Raw genomic sequence first — 16132 nt, 5'->3', positions numbered from 1 at the left:
CTTCTTTTAAAAATTCAAACACTTTAAATTAAACTTGAAAAAACCCCTTTTTACTCTTTTTATATAAATCAAATCATTAACCTTTTCACAAACTTCATCCAAAAACACCAAGAAAACACATAAAAAATCACCAAATAAAAACAAGTTTTATAAACATATAAATTCATATTATTTATTAATAGTAATTTAATTTAGTAAAATTATTACTTCATAAACTAATGATATAAAAACAATTAATAAATGATTTTTAATTTAATTTAGATGGTGAAATCATGAAAGGAATGATATTGGTTATGGACGGATTGGGTGGCCGTCCCTTAAAGGAACTTAACAATCAAACTACACTCCAAGCTGCAAAGACTCCAAATATGGATAAAATGGCTGAAAGAGGAATAACAGGAATAATGGACTCAATAGCTCCTGGAATCATACCAGGCAGTGACACAGCACACTTATCCCTATTAGGATATGACCCTTACGAAGTATACACTGGAAGAGGCCCATTTGAAGCCTCTGGAGTCGGAGTGGATGTAATACCTGGAGACATTGCATTCAGATGTAATTTCTCAACTTCAGATGAGGATGGAATAATCACAGACAGACGTGCAGGCAGAATCAGAGAAGGCACAAAGGACATTGTAGACGTCCTAAACACAATGGTCATTGAAGGCTACGAAGACATTGAAATCATATTCAAGGAATCCACTGGGCATAGGGCAGTTCTAGTCCTTAGAGGAGAAGGATTATCTGGTGAGGTAAGCGATGCAGACCCTAAAGTGGAAGGAAACAAACCAAAAGAAGTAAAAGGCCTTGACGGAAGCCCAGAAGCAGATAAAACTGCAGACATCCTTAACAAATTAGTGGTCAAATCCTATGAAATGGTTAAAGATCATCCAGTAAACCTTAAAAGAATTGAAGAAGGACTTCCACCAGCAAATATCATAATTCCTCGTGGTGCAGGAGAAGTGCCTGAAGTGGAGCCAATCAACGAGAAATATGAAGTCAATTCTGCATGCATTGCAGAAACAGGGCTTATCATGGGAATCGGACGCTTTGCTGGAATGGACATCATTGAAATGGAAGATGTTACCGGCGGAGTGGACACCAACCTTTACAATATCAGAGATACAATCGTAGATCAGGTAAACAACTCAGAACATGACTTCTTCCTTGTAAACATTGACGGAGCAGACGAAGCAGGTCACGATGGAAATGCAAAAGACAAGCTTGAATTCATTGAAAAGGTGGATGAGATTGTAATGAGCGAACTTTTAAAGCTAGAGGACATTTATATTTTCCTAACTGCAGATCATTCCACACCGATTTCAGTTAAAAACCACTCAGGAGACCCAGTTCCTATAATAATCAACGGCCCTGAAGTGAGAGTAGACGATGTAAAGGAATACAATGAATATGCAGTGGCTAAAGGAGGAATGTGCAGAATCCGAGGAGCAGATGTAATGAACATTCTTACTGACCTAATGGGCTATGCACATAAGTTTGGAGCCTAAATCAAATTATCGAGGTTATAATATGGCAAATAAAAAATTATTCGGAACTTCTGGAATCAGAGGAAAGATAGGTTCAGAAGTCACCTCTGAATTGGCACTTAAAATAGGAAAATCATTAGCCAAATACTTAAATAACACTGGAAAGGTAGTTATCGGCTATGACACCCGTACTACAAACAGAATGCTTGAACAGGCAATCACTGCAGGACTCATCGAGCATGGAGTCGATGTAATCAAGATAGCTATGGTTCCAACACCTCTTGTAGGATATGCAACCATTAAGCTAGGTGCAGATGCTGGAATAATGCTTACAGCCTCCCACAACCCTTCAGAGTATAATGGAATCAAGCTCTGGAATGCAAACGGAATGGCTTATACACCAGAACAGGAAGAAAAGATAGAAGAAATCTACTACAACGAAGACTTCGGAAAGGTTGAATGGGACAAAATAGGAATAATAAGCCATAATGATGAGATTAAAAAGCAATATATAGATGATCTTTTAGACATTGTAGACATCAAGCCAGGTCTTAAAGTGGTCATCGACTGTGCATGCGGAGCAGGATCTGAACTTTCCCCAGTATTGTTTAGAAAAGCAGGATGTGAAGTAATCACCTTAAACTCACAGGTTGACGGATTCTTCCCTGGAAGAAACCCAGAGCCAAATATAGCAAACCTTTCAAGCCTTATGAAAGCGGTTGTAGCAACCGAATCAGACCTTGGAATTGCTCACGACGGTGATGCAGACAGAATGATTACCGTCGATGAGAACGGTAAGGTTTCAGACTTTGACAAGCTTCTTGCTCTTGTATCCAAGAAATTCGGAGGAACAGTGGTAACAACTGTAGATGCAGGATTATGCATGGATGAGGCTATGGAAGAAGTAGGAGGAAAGGTCCTCAGAACAAAGGTAGGAGACGTAAACGTAGCTGAAGTGATGATAGAAGAAAATGCAAGCTTCGGCGGAGAGCCTTCAGGAACTTGGCTTCACCAAGACTTTTGCATGTGTCCAGACGGAATCCTATCAGGGCTTAGAATGGCAGAAATCGTTTCAAAGGAAGGAAAGCTATCAGAGCTTCTAGCACAATTCACTGACTATCCTCATATGAGGGAAAAGGTCATATGTTCAAAAGAGCAAAAGATAGCCGTGATGGAAAACATGGAAGAGCTCCTTAAAAACGCCTTTGATGACATTAAGGAAATCAATACAATCGACGGCATAAGATTAAGCTTTGAAGACGGCAGTTGGGTATTGGTAAGGCCATCAGGTACTGAAGACTATGTCAGAGTAACTTTAGAAGCCAAAACCCAAGAAAAAGCAGAATTCATTAGAGACACTTGTGTCAAAATCATTAAAGAGAATATTTAGTCAAATCAGACAATATATTCAAACTAAAGAGAATATCTAATTATTCTCTTACTTTCTTTTTTTCCACCATTAAACACGGATAAAACTTATTTTAATTACTTAAAAGCAAAACCTTTTTTTATAAAACATAAACTCTTTTTTTAAAAAAATAACACCAATAAAATATTATTAAAAAAAGGTAGCTAAAATAAACAGTTTAAATGAAAACAATAAAAATAGCAAGAAAAAAAGTTAAAAAAGTAATTGAAAAAGAAAAAATAAAAAAAGATTTAAAGAATTATAAAAAACCTAGTCTTCTTCGGTAATAATTCCTTCAATACCTGCAGCACATTGAGGGCATACCCAGTCATCTGGGAAGTCTTCGATAGGTCCTGCTGGTACTTTGTAAGTTTCATCACCAGTTTCAGAGTCCCAAGTATATTCACAATGCATACATACATATTTTACCATTATAATCACCTTTTCTTAAATAATTTAATTAATCAAATCAATTAATTATATTCTATTATGTAAAAACTAATATAAATAATATGTCATTTAACTCTAGATATTAATAGAAACATAAAAACACCACCTCCACTTAAATTAGTTAAGTGCCCTACAAACAATACTCTAAATAACAAACAAATTTCAAAAAATTAAATAATTATTTAAATGAATAGAAAGTAATATTAAAACAATGTCAATAATTTAATTAAAATAAAATTTTCATAAGTCAATGAAAAAGAAATTAAATATTTGTGTAACTTAATGAAAATTTAATTAAAATTATTCAAGGAGGAATCATAGGTGAAAGCATTAATACTAAGCGCCGGGGAAGGTACTCGTATGAGACCATTAACACTTACAAAACCTAAAACAATGCTCCCTGTCGCTGGAAAACCTATCATACAATATAACATAGAAGCATTACGTGAATGTGGCGTAAAAGACATTCTTCTTATAGTTGGCTATAAGGAAGAAATGGTAAAAAATTACTTTGATGACGGAAGCAAATTCGGCGTTAACATAAGCTATGCAACCCAAACCAAATTAGAAGGAACTGCAAATGCAATTAGCTACGGAAAAGACTTCATAGAAGATAGCCTAATCACACTTAACGGAGACATCATCCTCGATGAGGAGATACTCAGGGAAATCATAGAGGACTACGAAGAGTCTGGCGCAGATACATTAATGGTATTAACCGAAGTGGAAGATCCAAGCGCATTCGGTGTTGTTGAATTGGATGGAGAAAAAATCACAAACATTGTGGAAAAGCCTAAAAAGGAAGAGGCTCCAAGCAATCTAGTCAACACAGGAATATATATCTTTAACAAAGACATCTTCGACAAGATAGACAAAACTAAAGTCTCCCCAAGGGGAGAATATGAAATCACAGACTCCCTATCCCTACAGATTGAAGATGGCAAATTTGTAAAAGGCCATAAGACCGAAAAGGAATGGATGGATATTGGAAAGCCATGGGAGCTTATTGAAATAAACGAATCCCTCCTCAACAATATCAAAGGAGAAATCAAAGGAACCGTAGAGGAAGGAGCCACCTTACATGGAGAGGTATTCCTTGATGAGGGAAGCCTTATCCGTTCTGGAGTTTACATTAAAGGTCCTGTATACATAGGAAAGGACTGTGACATAGGCCCTAACTCATATATCCGTGGAAACTCATACTTCGGCGACGATGTCCATATTGGAAACGCTGTGGAAATCAAAAACTCAATTATTATGGAAAACACCAATGTAAGCCACCTAAGCTACGTTGGAGACTCTATCCTAGGCTCAAACTGTAATATTGCAGCTGGAACCAACATTGCAAACTTGCGTTTTGACAATAAGACCGTAAAATTCAATATAAAAAATAAAAAAGTAGACACAGGCAGACGTAAGCTAGGAGCAATTGTTGGGGATGGAGTTAAAACTGGAATCAATTCAAGCCTTTCCCCTGGAGTAACCATAGGTACAAGAGCTACAATAGGTTCTGGCGTCTTATTATATGACGATCTTCCATCAGACATGAGAGTTCTCCTTAAGCAGGAGCATATAATTCAAAACAAGAAAGAAAATGGACAAATCCGCTTAGAAGAAGTTGAAGAGGATATGAATAAATAGCTAAAAAAAATAATTACTTATTAACTAATTATTCATTAATGACTAAAACCATTTATTCTTGAATATATAACACTAATTATTCATTAATTAGATAATTGCTTATTTAAATAAAAATAAACAATTAATTTATAAAAAAAAATAAGTGAGGAGTATTATGAAACTCAAAGAACCCGTAAAAATATTCCCTGGTGCACAAGTAATCGGCGATGTTGAAATAGATGAAAACTGTTCCATTTGGCATGGAGCAATCATAAGAGGAGATGTCGGACCAATAAGAATTGGAAAAAACTCTAATGTCCAAGACAACTGTGTCCTTCATACTTCAGCAAATCTAACCCTTAAGATAGGAGATAACGTTACTGTAGGACATGGAGCTGTTGTTCATGGCTGTGAAATTGGCGACAATGTTCTTATAGGAATGAATGCAACTATTTTAAATGGTGCCAAGATAGGCAAAAACTCTATTGTAGGTGCTGGAGCAGTAGTAAGCGAAAATAAGGAGTTTCCAGAAAATAGCCTTATTCTAGGAGTTCCTGGAAAACTCATTAAGGAAACCACTCAAGAGCAAAGAGACAATATCGCTTGGAATGCTAAGCACTATGTAGAACTTGCTAATGAATATGATGAATAATCATCTAAAACAATTTTAAAATAAATAAGATGAATAAATTCATCTAAAACAATCTTAGAATGAATATGATAAACAAATAACCATTCATATTCATTATTTTTTTTCTTTTTTTAAAGTTTTAAACTATTTCAAAATAATAAAAAAACATTATCTAACTTGTTCTTTTTAAAAAATAGCTAAAACTAATAAAAAAACCACTGATTTTTTTAAAAATATCTTAAAATTTAATAGCTATTAAAATAAAACTAATAATAGTATAATTTTAACTAACTAAATCATTCATTAATAATTATTTTAATTTTCATAATATAGAAGGTAAAAGCATGAAAGCCCGTAAAGCAGTAGAAGAAATAGATCCATATGTTCCAGGCCGTTCAAAAGAAGAGATAGCACAGGAATTCGGAGTTAAAAAGGAAGATATAATCAAGCTAGGATCCAATGAAAATCCATGGGGACCATCCCCAAAAGCATTGGAAGCAATCAAGGAAGAACTGAATAACATCAACAGATACCCTGAATCTGACGTTGAGCTATTGAAAAAGGAATTTGCAAGATACTCTAATGTAAAGCCTGAAAACATTATTATCGGAGGAGACGGAGCAGACGAAATCCTTGACACCCTTGCAAAGACATTCATAGAAAAAGGAGACGAATTCATAGTGCCACTGCCTTCTTATATGTATTATGAATTTCTATTCAAGCCTTACGGAGCTATCCCTAACTATGCAAAATGGAATCTTGAAACTAACACATTAGATTTAGACTCTGTGCTTGATGCAATCAATGAAAAAACAAAGATGCTTTTCCTATGCAGTCCAAACAATCCAACTGGCGCATTGATTACACAGGATGAATTCAGACCAATCCTAGAGAAAACAAACAAGTCCAGAGGAGGAGTCTGTGATGCAATAGTAGTAATCGATGAGGCATATGTTGAATATGCAGAGGGAACCAATGTAAATCTCCTTGAGGAGTATGACAATATATTCATCATAAGAACAATGTCTAAAGTCATGGGACTTGCTGGAATGAGAATAGGCTATGGAATATCAAGCCCTGAAATCATTGAATACATGCACAGGATAAAGCCTGTATTCTCACTTACAAAGCTTTCATATGTAGCTGCATTAGCTACAATCAGAGACACAGAATACATAGAAGAATCAATCAAAAAGGGAATTGAAAGCAGAGAATACCTATACAATGAAATAAACAAGATGAAGTCTGTAAAAGTCTTCAAATCCTACTCAAACTTTATGCTAATCGATATCCACAATACAGGATACACAGCAGCAGAACTTACAAGAGAATTTATGAAAAGAGGAATGATTGTAAGAGACTGCACTTCCTTTAAGGGAATCGATGAATACTACTTTAGAATTAGCATCTGTACCCTAGAGGAAGATAAAAAGTTCATAGAAGCCATGAAAGATATCTTGAATGAATAAATACTCTTAAAAAAAAACTCAAAATGAACAAATACTCTTAAAAAAAAAGAAAAATCAAAATAAATAATAAATTATCCGAGAAAAAAGACATCGAACTTACCGAACGATTAAATAGGATTTGATAAAATGGAATATGGTGCTACAATTACTTCTTCAATCGAATATCCTAAAAAAATGTCATTTGTTATCTTTTTAGCAAAGTGTCCTTTAAGCTGTCCTTACTGCAGCAATAGCGAACTGCTCTATGGAGGAGAGGAAATAAGCTTAGAAGAGATTATTGAAAAGATAGATGATTCCGCTTTCCTATCAGATGCAGTTGTTGTCTCCGGAGGAGAGCCATTGGTACAGCTTGAAGATACAATTGAAATATTAAAATACACAAGAAAAATAGGACTCAACACCAAATTAGACACAAGCGGAGTCTATCCAAACAGATTAAGAAAAGTATTGGATTTAGGATTGGTCGATTACCTTGCAATGGATGTGAAGGCACCATTTAACAAATATAAAGAAGTCATCCATTCAGACATTGGAGATAAGGTAAAGGAATCATTGGATATTGCAAATGAATATGATGATGTTTTCCTTGAATGCAGAACAACCTATTGTCCAGCATTACTTGAAGAAGAAGACCTATTTAAGATAGTTGATGAAGTGGAATGTGACTTATACACAATCCAGCAATTCAGAAACAGATGCACATTGGATGAAAGTCTAGACGGTGCAGAAGAGCCAAACCCACATAATATGAGAGAAATAGCTCAAAAAATAAAAGAATTGCACCCTAATCAGGATATAAACATTAAAACTGCTGAATTTGGCCAACAGAAAATCGAATTAGAAAATTAAAAAACAAGAAAAACACCAACTAAAAAGTTTCAAACAGATAGAAAATAAGAATGCATAGTTTACCATATTAAAAAAAAAACATACCCATGAAAAAAAGAGGCTCAAAAAAAGTTCAAACACATACAAATGAAATAGATAAGTTTATAAATTTTTCAACTAAAATATTATATAAAAATAATTAAACTGGAAAAGTAAAAAGATTTTAATAATTATTTAAAGAGAAAATACCTCATTAGAACTATTTTTACCTAAAACTAAATTAAAGGGTGATTTAATGCCTATAATGTCCTTTGGAAGTCAGAACATCAATATCATAACAAATAAAAAAGCAATGACCATAAGGAAATTATGGAAAACCCCTTTAAAGAAAGGTGATAGGCTTCATTGTTACTGGAATCTTGCTTCTAAGGAAAAGAAAAAAATCTTTGAAGCTGAAGTCACAGAAGTGGAAACCATTACCTTCAAGGAACTAAAGGATAACGATGAATTGGCAAGAGAGGAAGGATACGAAGATTCCAAGGAAATGGTTAAGGAATTTAAAAAAATGTATCCCGACAGAATCGCAGACGACGACCTATTCCAAATAATCTATTTTGAAAAGCTTGACATAAACAAATGGAAAGGTGAAAAGATAGATCAAAAGGAAATGATCACCCAAAGGGCAGATATCCTTTTTGATACTGGAAAATACGACAAGTCTGTACTATGCTATAATGCTGCCTTAAAGATAGACCCTAATGATGTTTACCTTTTAAACAAGAAAGGAGACAATTTAGGAAGGCTAGACAGATTTGAAGAGTCTATTGAATGTTATGACAAGGCCCTTGAAATAGAAGGAGACAATGAATATATCTGGAACAATAAGGCAATAGCCATGCTTAACTCTGGAAATATAGAGGAAGCTTTAGTTGCAAGCGATGGAGCATTAAATGCAAACCCAGACAATCCAGTTGTCCTATACTGGAGAGGATTCATCCTTGAAATCCTATCAGAATTCGATAAGGCTTTAGAGGTTTATGATAAGCTAATCACAATTGATGACACTAACCCTGAAGTATGGAACGCAAGAGGAAATGTCTTAACAGACATGGACCGACTGGAAGAGGCATTGCAATCATATGACAAGGCATTGGAATTATGCTTAGAAGATTCTGAAATAGACGCATCTGCACAAAACAGAAAAGGAAACGCACTTTTAGACCTTGGAAGATTTGAAGAGGCAATCCAATGCTATGACAGAGCAATCGAACTTGAACCACTAAACACATCATTCCTATTAAACAAGGGAGTTGTATTGATGGAGATTGATAAGTTTGATGAGGCAGAAATCCTTTTTACTAAAGTTCTTGCATTAGACCCTTCCAATGATGATGCAAGGGTTTTAAAATTGGAATGTCTTGAAAATATGTAATTAAAATAAATTCCAATAGCTATTTTTTAAAATTCTGCAATTATTATCATTAGTCTATTTTTTAAATTCCACTAACTTTTTAATGCAAATATAATCTATTTTTTACTATTTTTAACTACTTTTAAAATAATTTATTACCTTATGTAGATTATGGAACAAATAATATTAAAAAAATTAATTCTAATCAATTTAATTAGAAATACGATTCATTAAAAAAGGGTTTACTATATATAACTATATATTAATTGTAGCTAGAATTAAAATAATGATAGGAAAAATTCTTGTAAAAAATGAGAAAATTAAAAAAATAAAATAGCAAAAATAATGAAAAAGAAAAAAATAAAATTCCAAAAAGAAATTAGCAAAAATAGTGAAAAAAAAATTTAAAAAAATATGAAAAGAGCAAGTAGAATCAATCAAAGTCCAAACTGTCAACAGCATCCACTAATTTTTCACTCAATTCATAAGTGAGCTCAATTGGCTCATAGGAATAGGTCTCATAAACTAGTGTAGGAATTCCACTCTTTTGAACAGGAACTGTAATAAATTCAGGACTTGTTCTATATTCAGGAGCATAATAAACCAATTCATCTATCTTAGAAAGCAATACATTCATATATTTACTAGATTCTTCATCAAAGCCTGGAGCAAATAGAAAATTGCTTATTTCATAAGTTCCAGGACTCCTAGACCCCCTATTGCTATGAATGTCTAAAAAGAAATCGTATCCCCTATCAATTATATGATGGGCTACAAACTCCTGAGCAAGAAGCTGGCCATCCATACGACCTTCAGTTGCCTCATCAAGTTCTCCTATAACATTTATGTTATAGATATAATATGAATAATTCAAATCCCCATCCTTATCAAGAACTGTATCAAATAAAGCCCTATGTGCCTTGCTCTCCAAAGGATGCATGCCGATTAGATAAGCTATCTTAATGTCTGATTCCTCATTTCCAAATGGGCCATGAAGGTGTACAGTTCCTAAATCGTTTTCTCCAATTAATTGAGCATCATATAAACTTGAATCTACCTTTGCTTCATCAGTAGGTTCATTAGAATAATTTTTAATAATCATAATATCATCTATTTTAATAATTAAATTCAATATCAAATCACACAAGTTTCATTTAAACTCCAAATTATCAACCACATCAACCAATTTATCAATCAAATCATAGGTTGTATTAATGTCCTCATATGAGAATGTTTCATAATTAACTGTAGGAGTTCCTGCTTGCTCTACAGGTAAGGTTATATAAGGAGGGCTTGACTGATCAGCTGGGAAATAATAAACAAGCTCTGGCATCTTATCTAATATTTTCTTTACAAAGGCCTCGGACTTTTCATCTTGACCAACTGCAAAAGCAAAGTTAGTTTGCTCATAAGTTCCTCCAACAGTTCCCTTATTGCTGTGAATGTCTAAAAACAAGTCATAATCTCCATTAATTATATGAGGTGCCACAAACTCCTGAGCAAGAAGCTGCCCATCCATTCTGCCCTCATCATCAGTATTATAATTTGTCACATTTATCTTATAAATATAATAGCAATATTTTAAAGAGCTGTTTTTAGCAAGGACGGTATCAAACAAAGCCTTATGAACCTTGCTTTCCCAAGGATGCATACCTATTGAATAGGCTATCTTAATCTCTGAATCGGAGTTTCCAAATGGGCCGAGAAGCTCTACGCTACCTAATTCATTTTGACCTAATAAAACTGAATTTACACCGCTTGTATCAATTTTAGCATCTGGAATAGGCTCTGCCGGATAAGATTGATTAATATAAATCTTATTGGAATCATTTAGCTTAACACCTGCTGTTTGATTGTTTCCTAAGGAGATGGAATATCCTAGAAATATTATTGCAAAAGCTAAAACAAGCACTAGAATAAGAATGAGCAATGTTTTTTGTCTATCGGAAATCATATTCTTAAAAAAAAGTAAATTTAGAGAATTAAATTAATAATTCTCCACCAAATAAATTTTCTATCAAATAAAAAGCTCTTTAAAAATTTTTATTAAAAAAGCCCTTCAAATAAGTATTTAAAATTCAAAACCAAATATAGCAGCCGCATAACAATTAGAAATGGAACTAATTCTTATACTTCTCCACTAAACTGATTCCCCAGTTAGCCATCTCTTGAGCCTTATCCATGGAATCAGATTCAGCAAAGCATCTGAATATCGGTTCGGTACCAGATGGCCTAATAATTACCCAGCCATCCTCTTTTAGAATCTTAACTCCGTCAGTTGTATCAAGCTCAAAGTCAGTTGTGTCCTTAATCTCATTTGCAATATTAGCCATGACATCTTGCTTTTGATCATCTGGACATTCAATCTTTAACTTTTCCTGATAATAGACTGGAAGCTCTGCTACAAGTTCAGATAATGGCTTATCTTCCTTAACAAGAATTTCAAGTATCTTTGCCACAGTCATGGCAGCATCTCTTCCATAGATAAAGTCTGGGAAAATTAGTCCACCGTTTTCTTCTCCTCCAAAGAGTCCATCTGTATCCTTAAGCTTTCTTGCAACAAGCAAATCTCCAACAGCAGTTGCAATAACTTCACCGCCAAACTCTTCTGCAATATCATAAATGGCTTGAGAGGTAGCTACAGTGGTTACAACAATTCCTCCACCGTTTTCCTTAAGCATATGCTTTTCAACAAGGGCAAAGGTCTTATCTCCTAATATGAAGTTTCCTTTCTCATCAATGCAAATGGTTCTGTCTGCATCACCGTCATGGGCAAGTCCAATGTCTGCTCCAAGGTTCTTTACTGTTGCAATCAAGTCCTGAAGATTTGGCTCTATTGGCTCTGGGTCCCTTCCTGGGAAAAATCCGTCAGCCTGACAGTTCAATGTGGTTACCTCGCATCCTAATTCCTTAAGAATGTATGGGGCGGTGTATGATCCTGCACCTGAACCGCAGTCTACAACAACCTTAAGCTTTCTTGCCCTGATTGCTTCCACATCAACTCTCTTTAAAGTCTCTGCAATATATTCCTTAATGATTGATTCGTTTGTAAAGACTTCACCAATCTTATCCCAAGAAGCGCGAATAGGCTCCTCATCAAAGTATAGCTTTTCAACCTCAATTTCCATATCATCTGGAGTTCCTATACCAAATTCATCTACAAACTTAAGACCATTGTATTTTGGAGGATTGTGTGAAGCTGTTACAATAATTCCCCCATCATAATAATTTCTAACTGCATATTGAATAGCAGGAGTTGGGAGGATTCCTAAATCCACAACATCACAGCCTGAAGAGAGCAAACCTGCAGTGATTGCATGTTTAAGCATTGGAGTGCTTGTCCTTGTATCTCCTCCAATGGCTACGGTCCCTTGCACAATAGATCCATAACTTGCGGCAAGTCTGGATGCAAATTCAGGAGTCAACACCATCATTTCGCAGTTTCTTCTTACACCAAATGTACCAAATAATCGTTTTTCTACCATTTTATGACCCTTTGTAAAATTAAATTAACTAAATAAATTAATATGACATTTAATTCTAAATTTTTTGCCAATAATAAGGAATTATTAATTACTTTTAATTAAAAAGATTAAATTAAATACATACCTTTAAGATCTAAATATATTTTTGTTTATAAAGTTTAAATATTTTATTAAAATTAACCATCTACTCATACAAACTTCTTTTTAAATCAACAGAACTGACTTCATCATCCAGATGAAAAGCACCTACCAAATCTTTTATAGAATATTTCTTTCTGAAATTAATGGAAATTCTTCCATCTTCATTAATAATCCATTCCATAATAGAATCTCTTTCCACATTGAATTCTTCTATAACTTCCTTGGGAATATCTATTTGATAATCCCCATAAATCTTAGAACTAGCTAAAAACCCCATATTTTCACCTCTAATATCCAATATTCATAAGGAATAAATTTCATTATCAATATCCCATTCTCCACCATCATCATCTATAATACCTATAATATCGTCAGTTGTAACTATATTTCTAGGTTTAAGAATGATTTTGTCATCTTCAATAGCCCAATCAAATATGGTGTCTTCATTTAATTCTATGCAATCAAATTCTTCTTTAATGATATTAGGCAATACTAATTTATCCTTTTCATACATTTTTGAAGATGTTAAATAAATAGTCATATGCTACCCCCTTTTAATTTATAATTATTAATATGTTTTTTAAACCATATAAATGTTAAAAAAATAGCATATAATTTTATATTAAGCTACTGACAAAGACTTAAATTAAAAAATAAAAAATAAAACAAAGTTTTAGAAAAATTAGATTCCGATTAGAATATGCTAAGTCCCATAAAAAACTAAGATTCCAATTTAATTGAATTGGAATTAGCTAAAATCAATTCCATAGAAGACTTATATTCTGTTATGCTGCCTACAACTTTTATATTATGACCTTTAAAATCATTTAAGTCGTTTCCAGCATCTTTAAGCTCCACTAAAACCGATTCGAAAACAATGACATTTATTTTACCTGTTCCGTCATTTAGCTCCAGAAAGCAGGAGCTTCCGCTTGAGGATAATTTAACCGACTCTACAACACCAGAGACAGAAACTGTCTCACCAATATTGTTTCTTGTAATTTCATTGATTGTTATCTCCTTTGGTTCAATATAAGAGGCAAAAGCTAGCATCCCAATCATTCCGACCAATGCAGTAATCAGTGCAACTTTAAATATTATTTCATCATTCAATTCCATTGAATCACCTTTTTTAAAAAATTGAGTAAATATCTTTATTTAGGAAGATATATTTAAATCTAACTTAAAATGGTGATTTGAGTAAAAATTAGAAGTAAAAATTGATTTAAGAATGTAAAATTGATTTGATTTCGTAAAATTGATGTCATCTCGTAAAATTTACTTAAGAATATGAAATTGATTTAAAAATGTGAAATTGATATGATTGTGGAAAAACGATAGAAAATAAGACTATACTAAAAATACAAATAAAAATATAATAAAATTAATAAAAAGAAGCAATAAATGGATAAAAATAAAAAATAATAAAAAATAATGAAAAATAGATAAAAAATGGATAAAAATAAAAAATAATAAAAAATAATGAAAAATAGATAAAAAATGGATAAAAATAATGAATTAAAATAAAAAAAGAAGATTTTAAGTCTATCCCTTAAACATAGACTCTAATCTTTCAATTGTATCAATGTCATCAACGCCTTTATCATCCCTTATCCTTTTAACTACAGGGAAACGCAATGAATAACCTGCACTATACTCTGGACTCTTTACAATCTCACTATAAGCTATCTCAAAGACTATCTTAGGATGAACAGTTATTCTAGTTCCCTTTTCAGTTATCTTAAGAGCTTCCATCTTTTCAGTGAGATTTGCCAAGTCATCATCTGAAAGACCGGTTCCTACATGAGCAATAGGCTGCAACTGGTCATTCTCATCTCGAAGGGCAATCACATAAGAGCCTATAAAGTCTCCCCTTTTGCCTATTCCTTTAACTCCACCGATTACAACTGCATCCAATGTTTCAGGCTCTGCCTTAAGCTTTAGCATTTTTTTGCCTCTAATTCCTGGAATATAAGGCTCATCGCAGTCTTTAATCATGATTCCTTCATGTCCCCCTTCAATTGACTTATTGAATAAATCCACTGCATCATCAATATTATCTGGACCTACCTTGACAAGGGAACTGAGGGCCAAATTAGGATTTGAGCAATCCACTACACTTTCCAATATTTCACGACGCTTGATTATCGGCTCATCAATGGTTGGCTCCTTAAAGTAGAGCAAATCATATAGATAAATCTTAATAGGAACCTTTTCCATAGCTTCTTCAATATTATGTTTTCTTCTGACTCTCTGAAGGATGTTCTGGAATGTAGTCGGCTTTCCATCACGGATTGCTATGATTTCACCTTCTGCAATGAAGTCCTCATCTGGGAAAGCTTCCCTGATTAGGTCAACTGCCTCTGGAAGGGCCATAGTCACATTCTCCAGTCTGCGAGTGAATATTGTAATCTCATCATCCTTCTTATGAACCTGCATACGAATTCCATCGTATTTTGTCTCACAAAGTGCACAACCCATTTCATTTATGCTTATTTCAATTCCCTCAGACAATTGGGCAAGCATTGGCTTGACAGGCCTTCCTGGAATTAATGAAAGTTTTTTAAGGCCATCTTCACCTTCTTCCTTTGCAACCTTTGCAACAAGGCCTAAATCATTTGTAAGCATATGTGCCCTCTCAGCAAGTGCCTTATCAACACCAAAGGCTTGTGAAATTGCATCACGAATGATTCCTTCACCTACACCGATTCTAAGTTCTTCCAATATGGTTCGGCAAATGTATTTAGCTTCAAGTGCAGATGCAGATGACAATAATTCCAAAATGTTTGAGATCTTTTTGGCTGTGGACCTGTTTCCAGTTATTTTGGCCAATTTTCTCAGCTGATTATAGACAAAGTTAACTGTCAAGGGCTGTGAGAAGAAAGTCATTTGAGTCTTTTTGCCGTAAAGCTTCTCTGCAGCTGCTCCAATGTCTCCTTCATCTCTGATTGCATCTTCAACTACTGCTACAGAGACTCCTACAGCATCTCCTACAGCTTTCATAACAAGCTTATCGCCAATTCCCTGTTCCTCTTCACTCCAAGGAGGAAAAACACGACCTAAAGCCATTAAAGTAATCTTCTGTAAATCTTCTAGTTCCACTGTTTTAAGAAAATCTGCCAATATCTCTGTTTTCTCTAATCTTTTTGTAGTTGCACCTAATGCCTCATAAACATTAACAAGTTCTTCGTATTTCATG

15 protein-coding genes are annotated in these 16132 nt (G+C 34.0%); 7 read left to right on the top strand and 8 right to left on the bottom strand.

Annotated elements, in window-relative coordinates; all coding sequences use genetic code 11:
• Positions 1-272: 272 nt before the first annotated feature.
• Both MRU_RS02325 and glmM (MRU_RS02320) read left to right on the top strand, forming a co-directional pair.
• Complete coding sequence (locus tag MRU_RS02325) at positions 273-1511, top strand: 2,3-bisphosphoglycerate-independent phosphoglycerate mutase (RefSeq protein WP_012955261.1); 1239 nt, start codon at positions 273-275, stop codon at positions 1509-1511.
• Complete coding sequence (gene glmM / locus MRU_RS02320; RefSeq protein WP_048812376.1) at positions 1489-2880, top strand: phosphoglucosamine mutase; 1392 nt, start codon at positions 1489-1491, stop codon at positions 2878-2880. Before MRU_RS02325 ends, glmM (MRU_RS02320) begins: the two co-directional genes overlap by 23 nt.
• Positions 2881-3168: 288 nt before the next feature.
• Here glmM (MRU_RS02320) and MRU_RS11295 read toward each other — a convergent pair whose 3' ends face one another.
• The gene (locus tag MRU_RS11295) at positions 3169-3330 is read right to left on the bottom strand and encodes a rubredoxin (protein WP_012955259.1); all 162 of its coding nucleotides are present in this window, start codon (positions 3328-3330) and stop codon (positions 3169-3171) included.
• A 339-nt stretch (positions 3331-3669) separates the two neighbouring features.
• On the opposite strand from MRU_RS11295, the gene glmU reads away from it, so the two are divergent.
• The 5 genes from glmU (at position 3670) to MRU_RS02295 (ending at position 9328) form a co-directional block, all read left to right on the top strand.
• A complete protein-coding gene (glmU, locus tag MRU_RS02315; RefSeq protein WP_012955258.1) occupies positions 3670-4989 on the top strand; it encodes a bifunctional sugar-1-phosphate nucleotidylyltransferase/acetyltransferase in 1320 nt (439 codons plus the stop codon).
• Positions 4990-5143: 154 nt separating this feature from the next.
• The gene (locus MRU_RS02310; RefSeq protein WP_012955257.1) at positions 5144-5620 is read left to right on the top strand and encodes a gamma carbonic anhydrase family protein; all 477 of its coding nucleotides are present in this window, start codon (positions 5144-5146) and stop codon (positions 5618-5620) included.
• Between the two features lie 323 nt (positions 5621-5943).
• Positions 5944-7068, top strand: a complete 1125-nt coding sequence (gene hisC / locus MRU_RS02305) for a histidinol-phosphate transaminase (protein WP_012955256.1) — start codon at positions 5944-5946, stop codon at positions 7066-7068.
• A gap of 126 nt (positions 7069-7194) precedes the next feature.
• The gene (locus MRU_RS02300; RefSeq protein ID WP_012955255.1) at positions 7195-7917 is read left to right on the top strand and encodes an anaerobic ribonucleoside-triphosphate reductase activating protein; all 723 of its coding nucleotides are present in this window, start codon (positions 7195-7197) and stop codon (positions 7915-7917) included.
• A gap of 274 nt (positions 7918-8191) precedes the next feature.
• Complete coding sequence (locus MRU_RS02295; RefSeq protein WP_012955254.1) at positions 8192-9328, top strand: tetratricopeptide repeat protein; 1137 nt, start codon at positions 8192-8194, stop codon at positions 9326-9328.
• Positions 9329-9740: 412 nt separating this feature from the next.
• Here the strand turns inward: MRU_RS02295 and MRU_RS02290 are convergent, their stop codons facing one another.
• From MRU_RS02290 to MRU_RS02260, 7 genes are all read right to left on the bottom strand, one after another.
• Entirely contained in the window at positions 9741-10409 is a 669-nt protein-coding gene (locus tag MRU_RS02290; RefSeq protein WP_048812375.1) for a hypothetical protein, read from the bottom strand.
• A gap of 48 nt (positions 10410-10457) precedes the next feature.
• Complete coding sequence (locus tag MRU_RS02285) at positions 10458-11261, bottom strand: hypothetical protein (protein ID WP_012955252.1); 804 nt, start codon at positions 11259-11261, stop codon at positions 10458-10460.
• A 166-nt stretch (positions 11262-11427) separates the two neighbouring features.
• Entirely contained in the window at positions 11428-12792 is a 1365-nt protein-coding gene (gene glmM, locus MRU_RS02280) for a phosphoglucosamine mutase (protein ID WP_012955251.1), read from the bottom strand.
• A gap of 184 nt (positions 12793-12976) precedes the next feature.
• The gene (locus MRU_RS02275; RefSeq protein WP_012955250.1) at positions 12977-13210 is read right to left on the bottom strand and encodes an AbrB/MazE/SpoVT family DNA-binding domain-containing protein; all 234 of its coding nucleotides are present in this window, start codon (positions 13208-13210) and stop codon (positions 12977-12979) included.
• 24 nt (positions 13211-13234) lie between these two features.
• Positions 13235-13474 (bottom strand): hypothetical protein, encoded by a 240-nt coding sequence (locus tag MRU_RS02270; RefSeq protein WP_048812374.1) that lies wholly within the window; start codon positions 13472-13474, stop codon positions 13235-13237.
• A 179-nt stretch (positions 13475-13653) separates the two neighbouring features.
• Positions 13654-14052 (bottom strand): OB-fold nucleic acid binding domain-containing protein, encoded by a 399-nt coding sequence (locus tag MRU_RS02265; RefSeq protein WP_012955248.1) that lies wholly within the window; start codon positions 14050-14052, stop codon positions 13654-13656.
• A gap of 426 nt (positions 14053-14478) precedes the next feature.
• Positions 14479-16131, bottom strand: a complete 1653-nt coding sequence (locus MRU_RS02260) for an ATP-dependent DNA ligase (protein WP_012955247.1) — start codon at positions 16129-16131, stop codon at positions 14479-14481.
• Between the last annotated feature and the right edge of the window lies 1 nt (position 16132).

This window comes from Methanobrevibacter ruminantium M1, from assembly GCF_000024185.1.
Taxonomy (GTDB): Archaea; Methanobacteriota; Methanobacteria; order Methanobacteriales; family Methanobacteriaceae; genus Methanobrevibacter; species Methanobrevibacter ruminantium.
The sequence above is the reverse complement of the archived record's forward strand: the minus strand, read 5'-3'. Positions and strand labels throughout refer to the sequence as shown.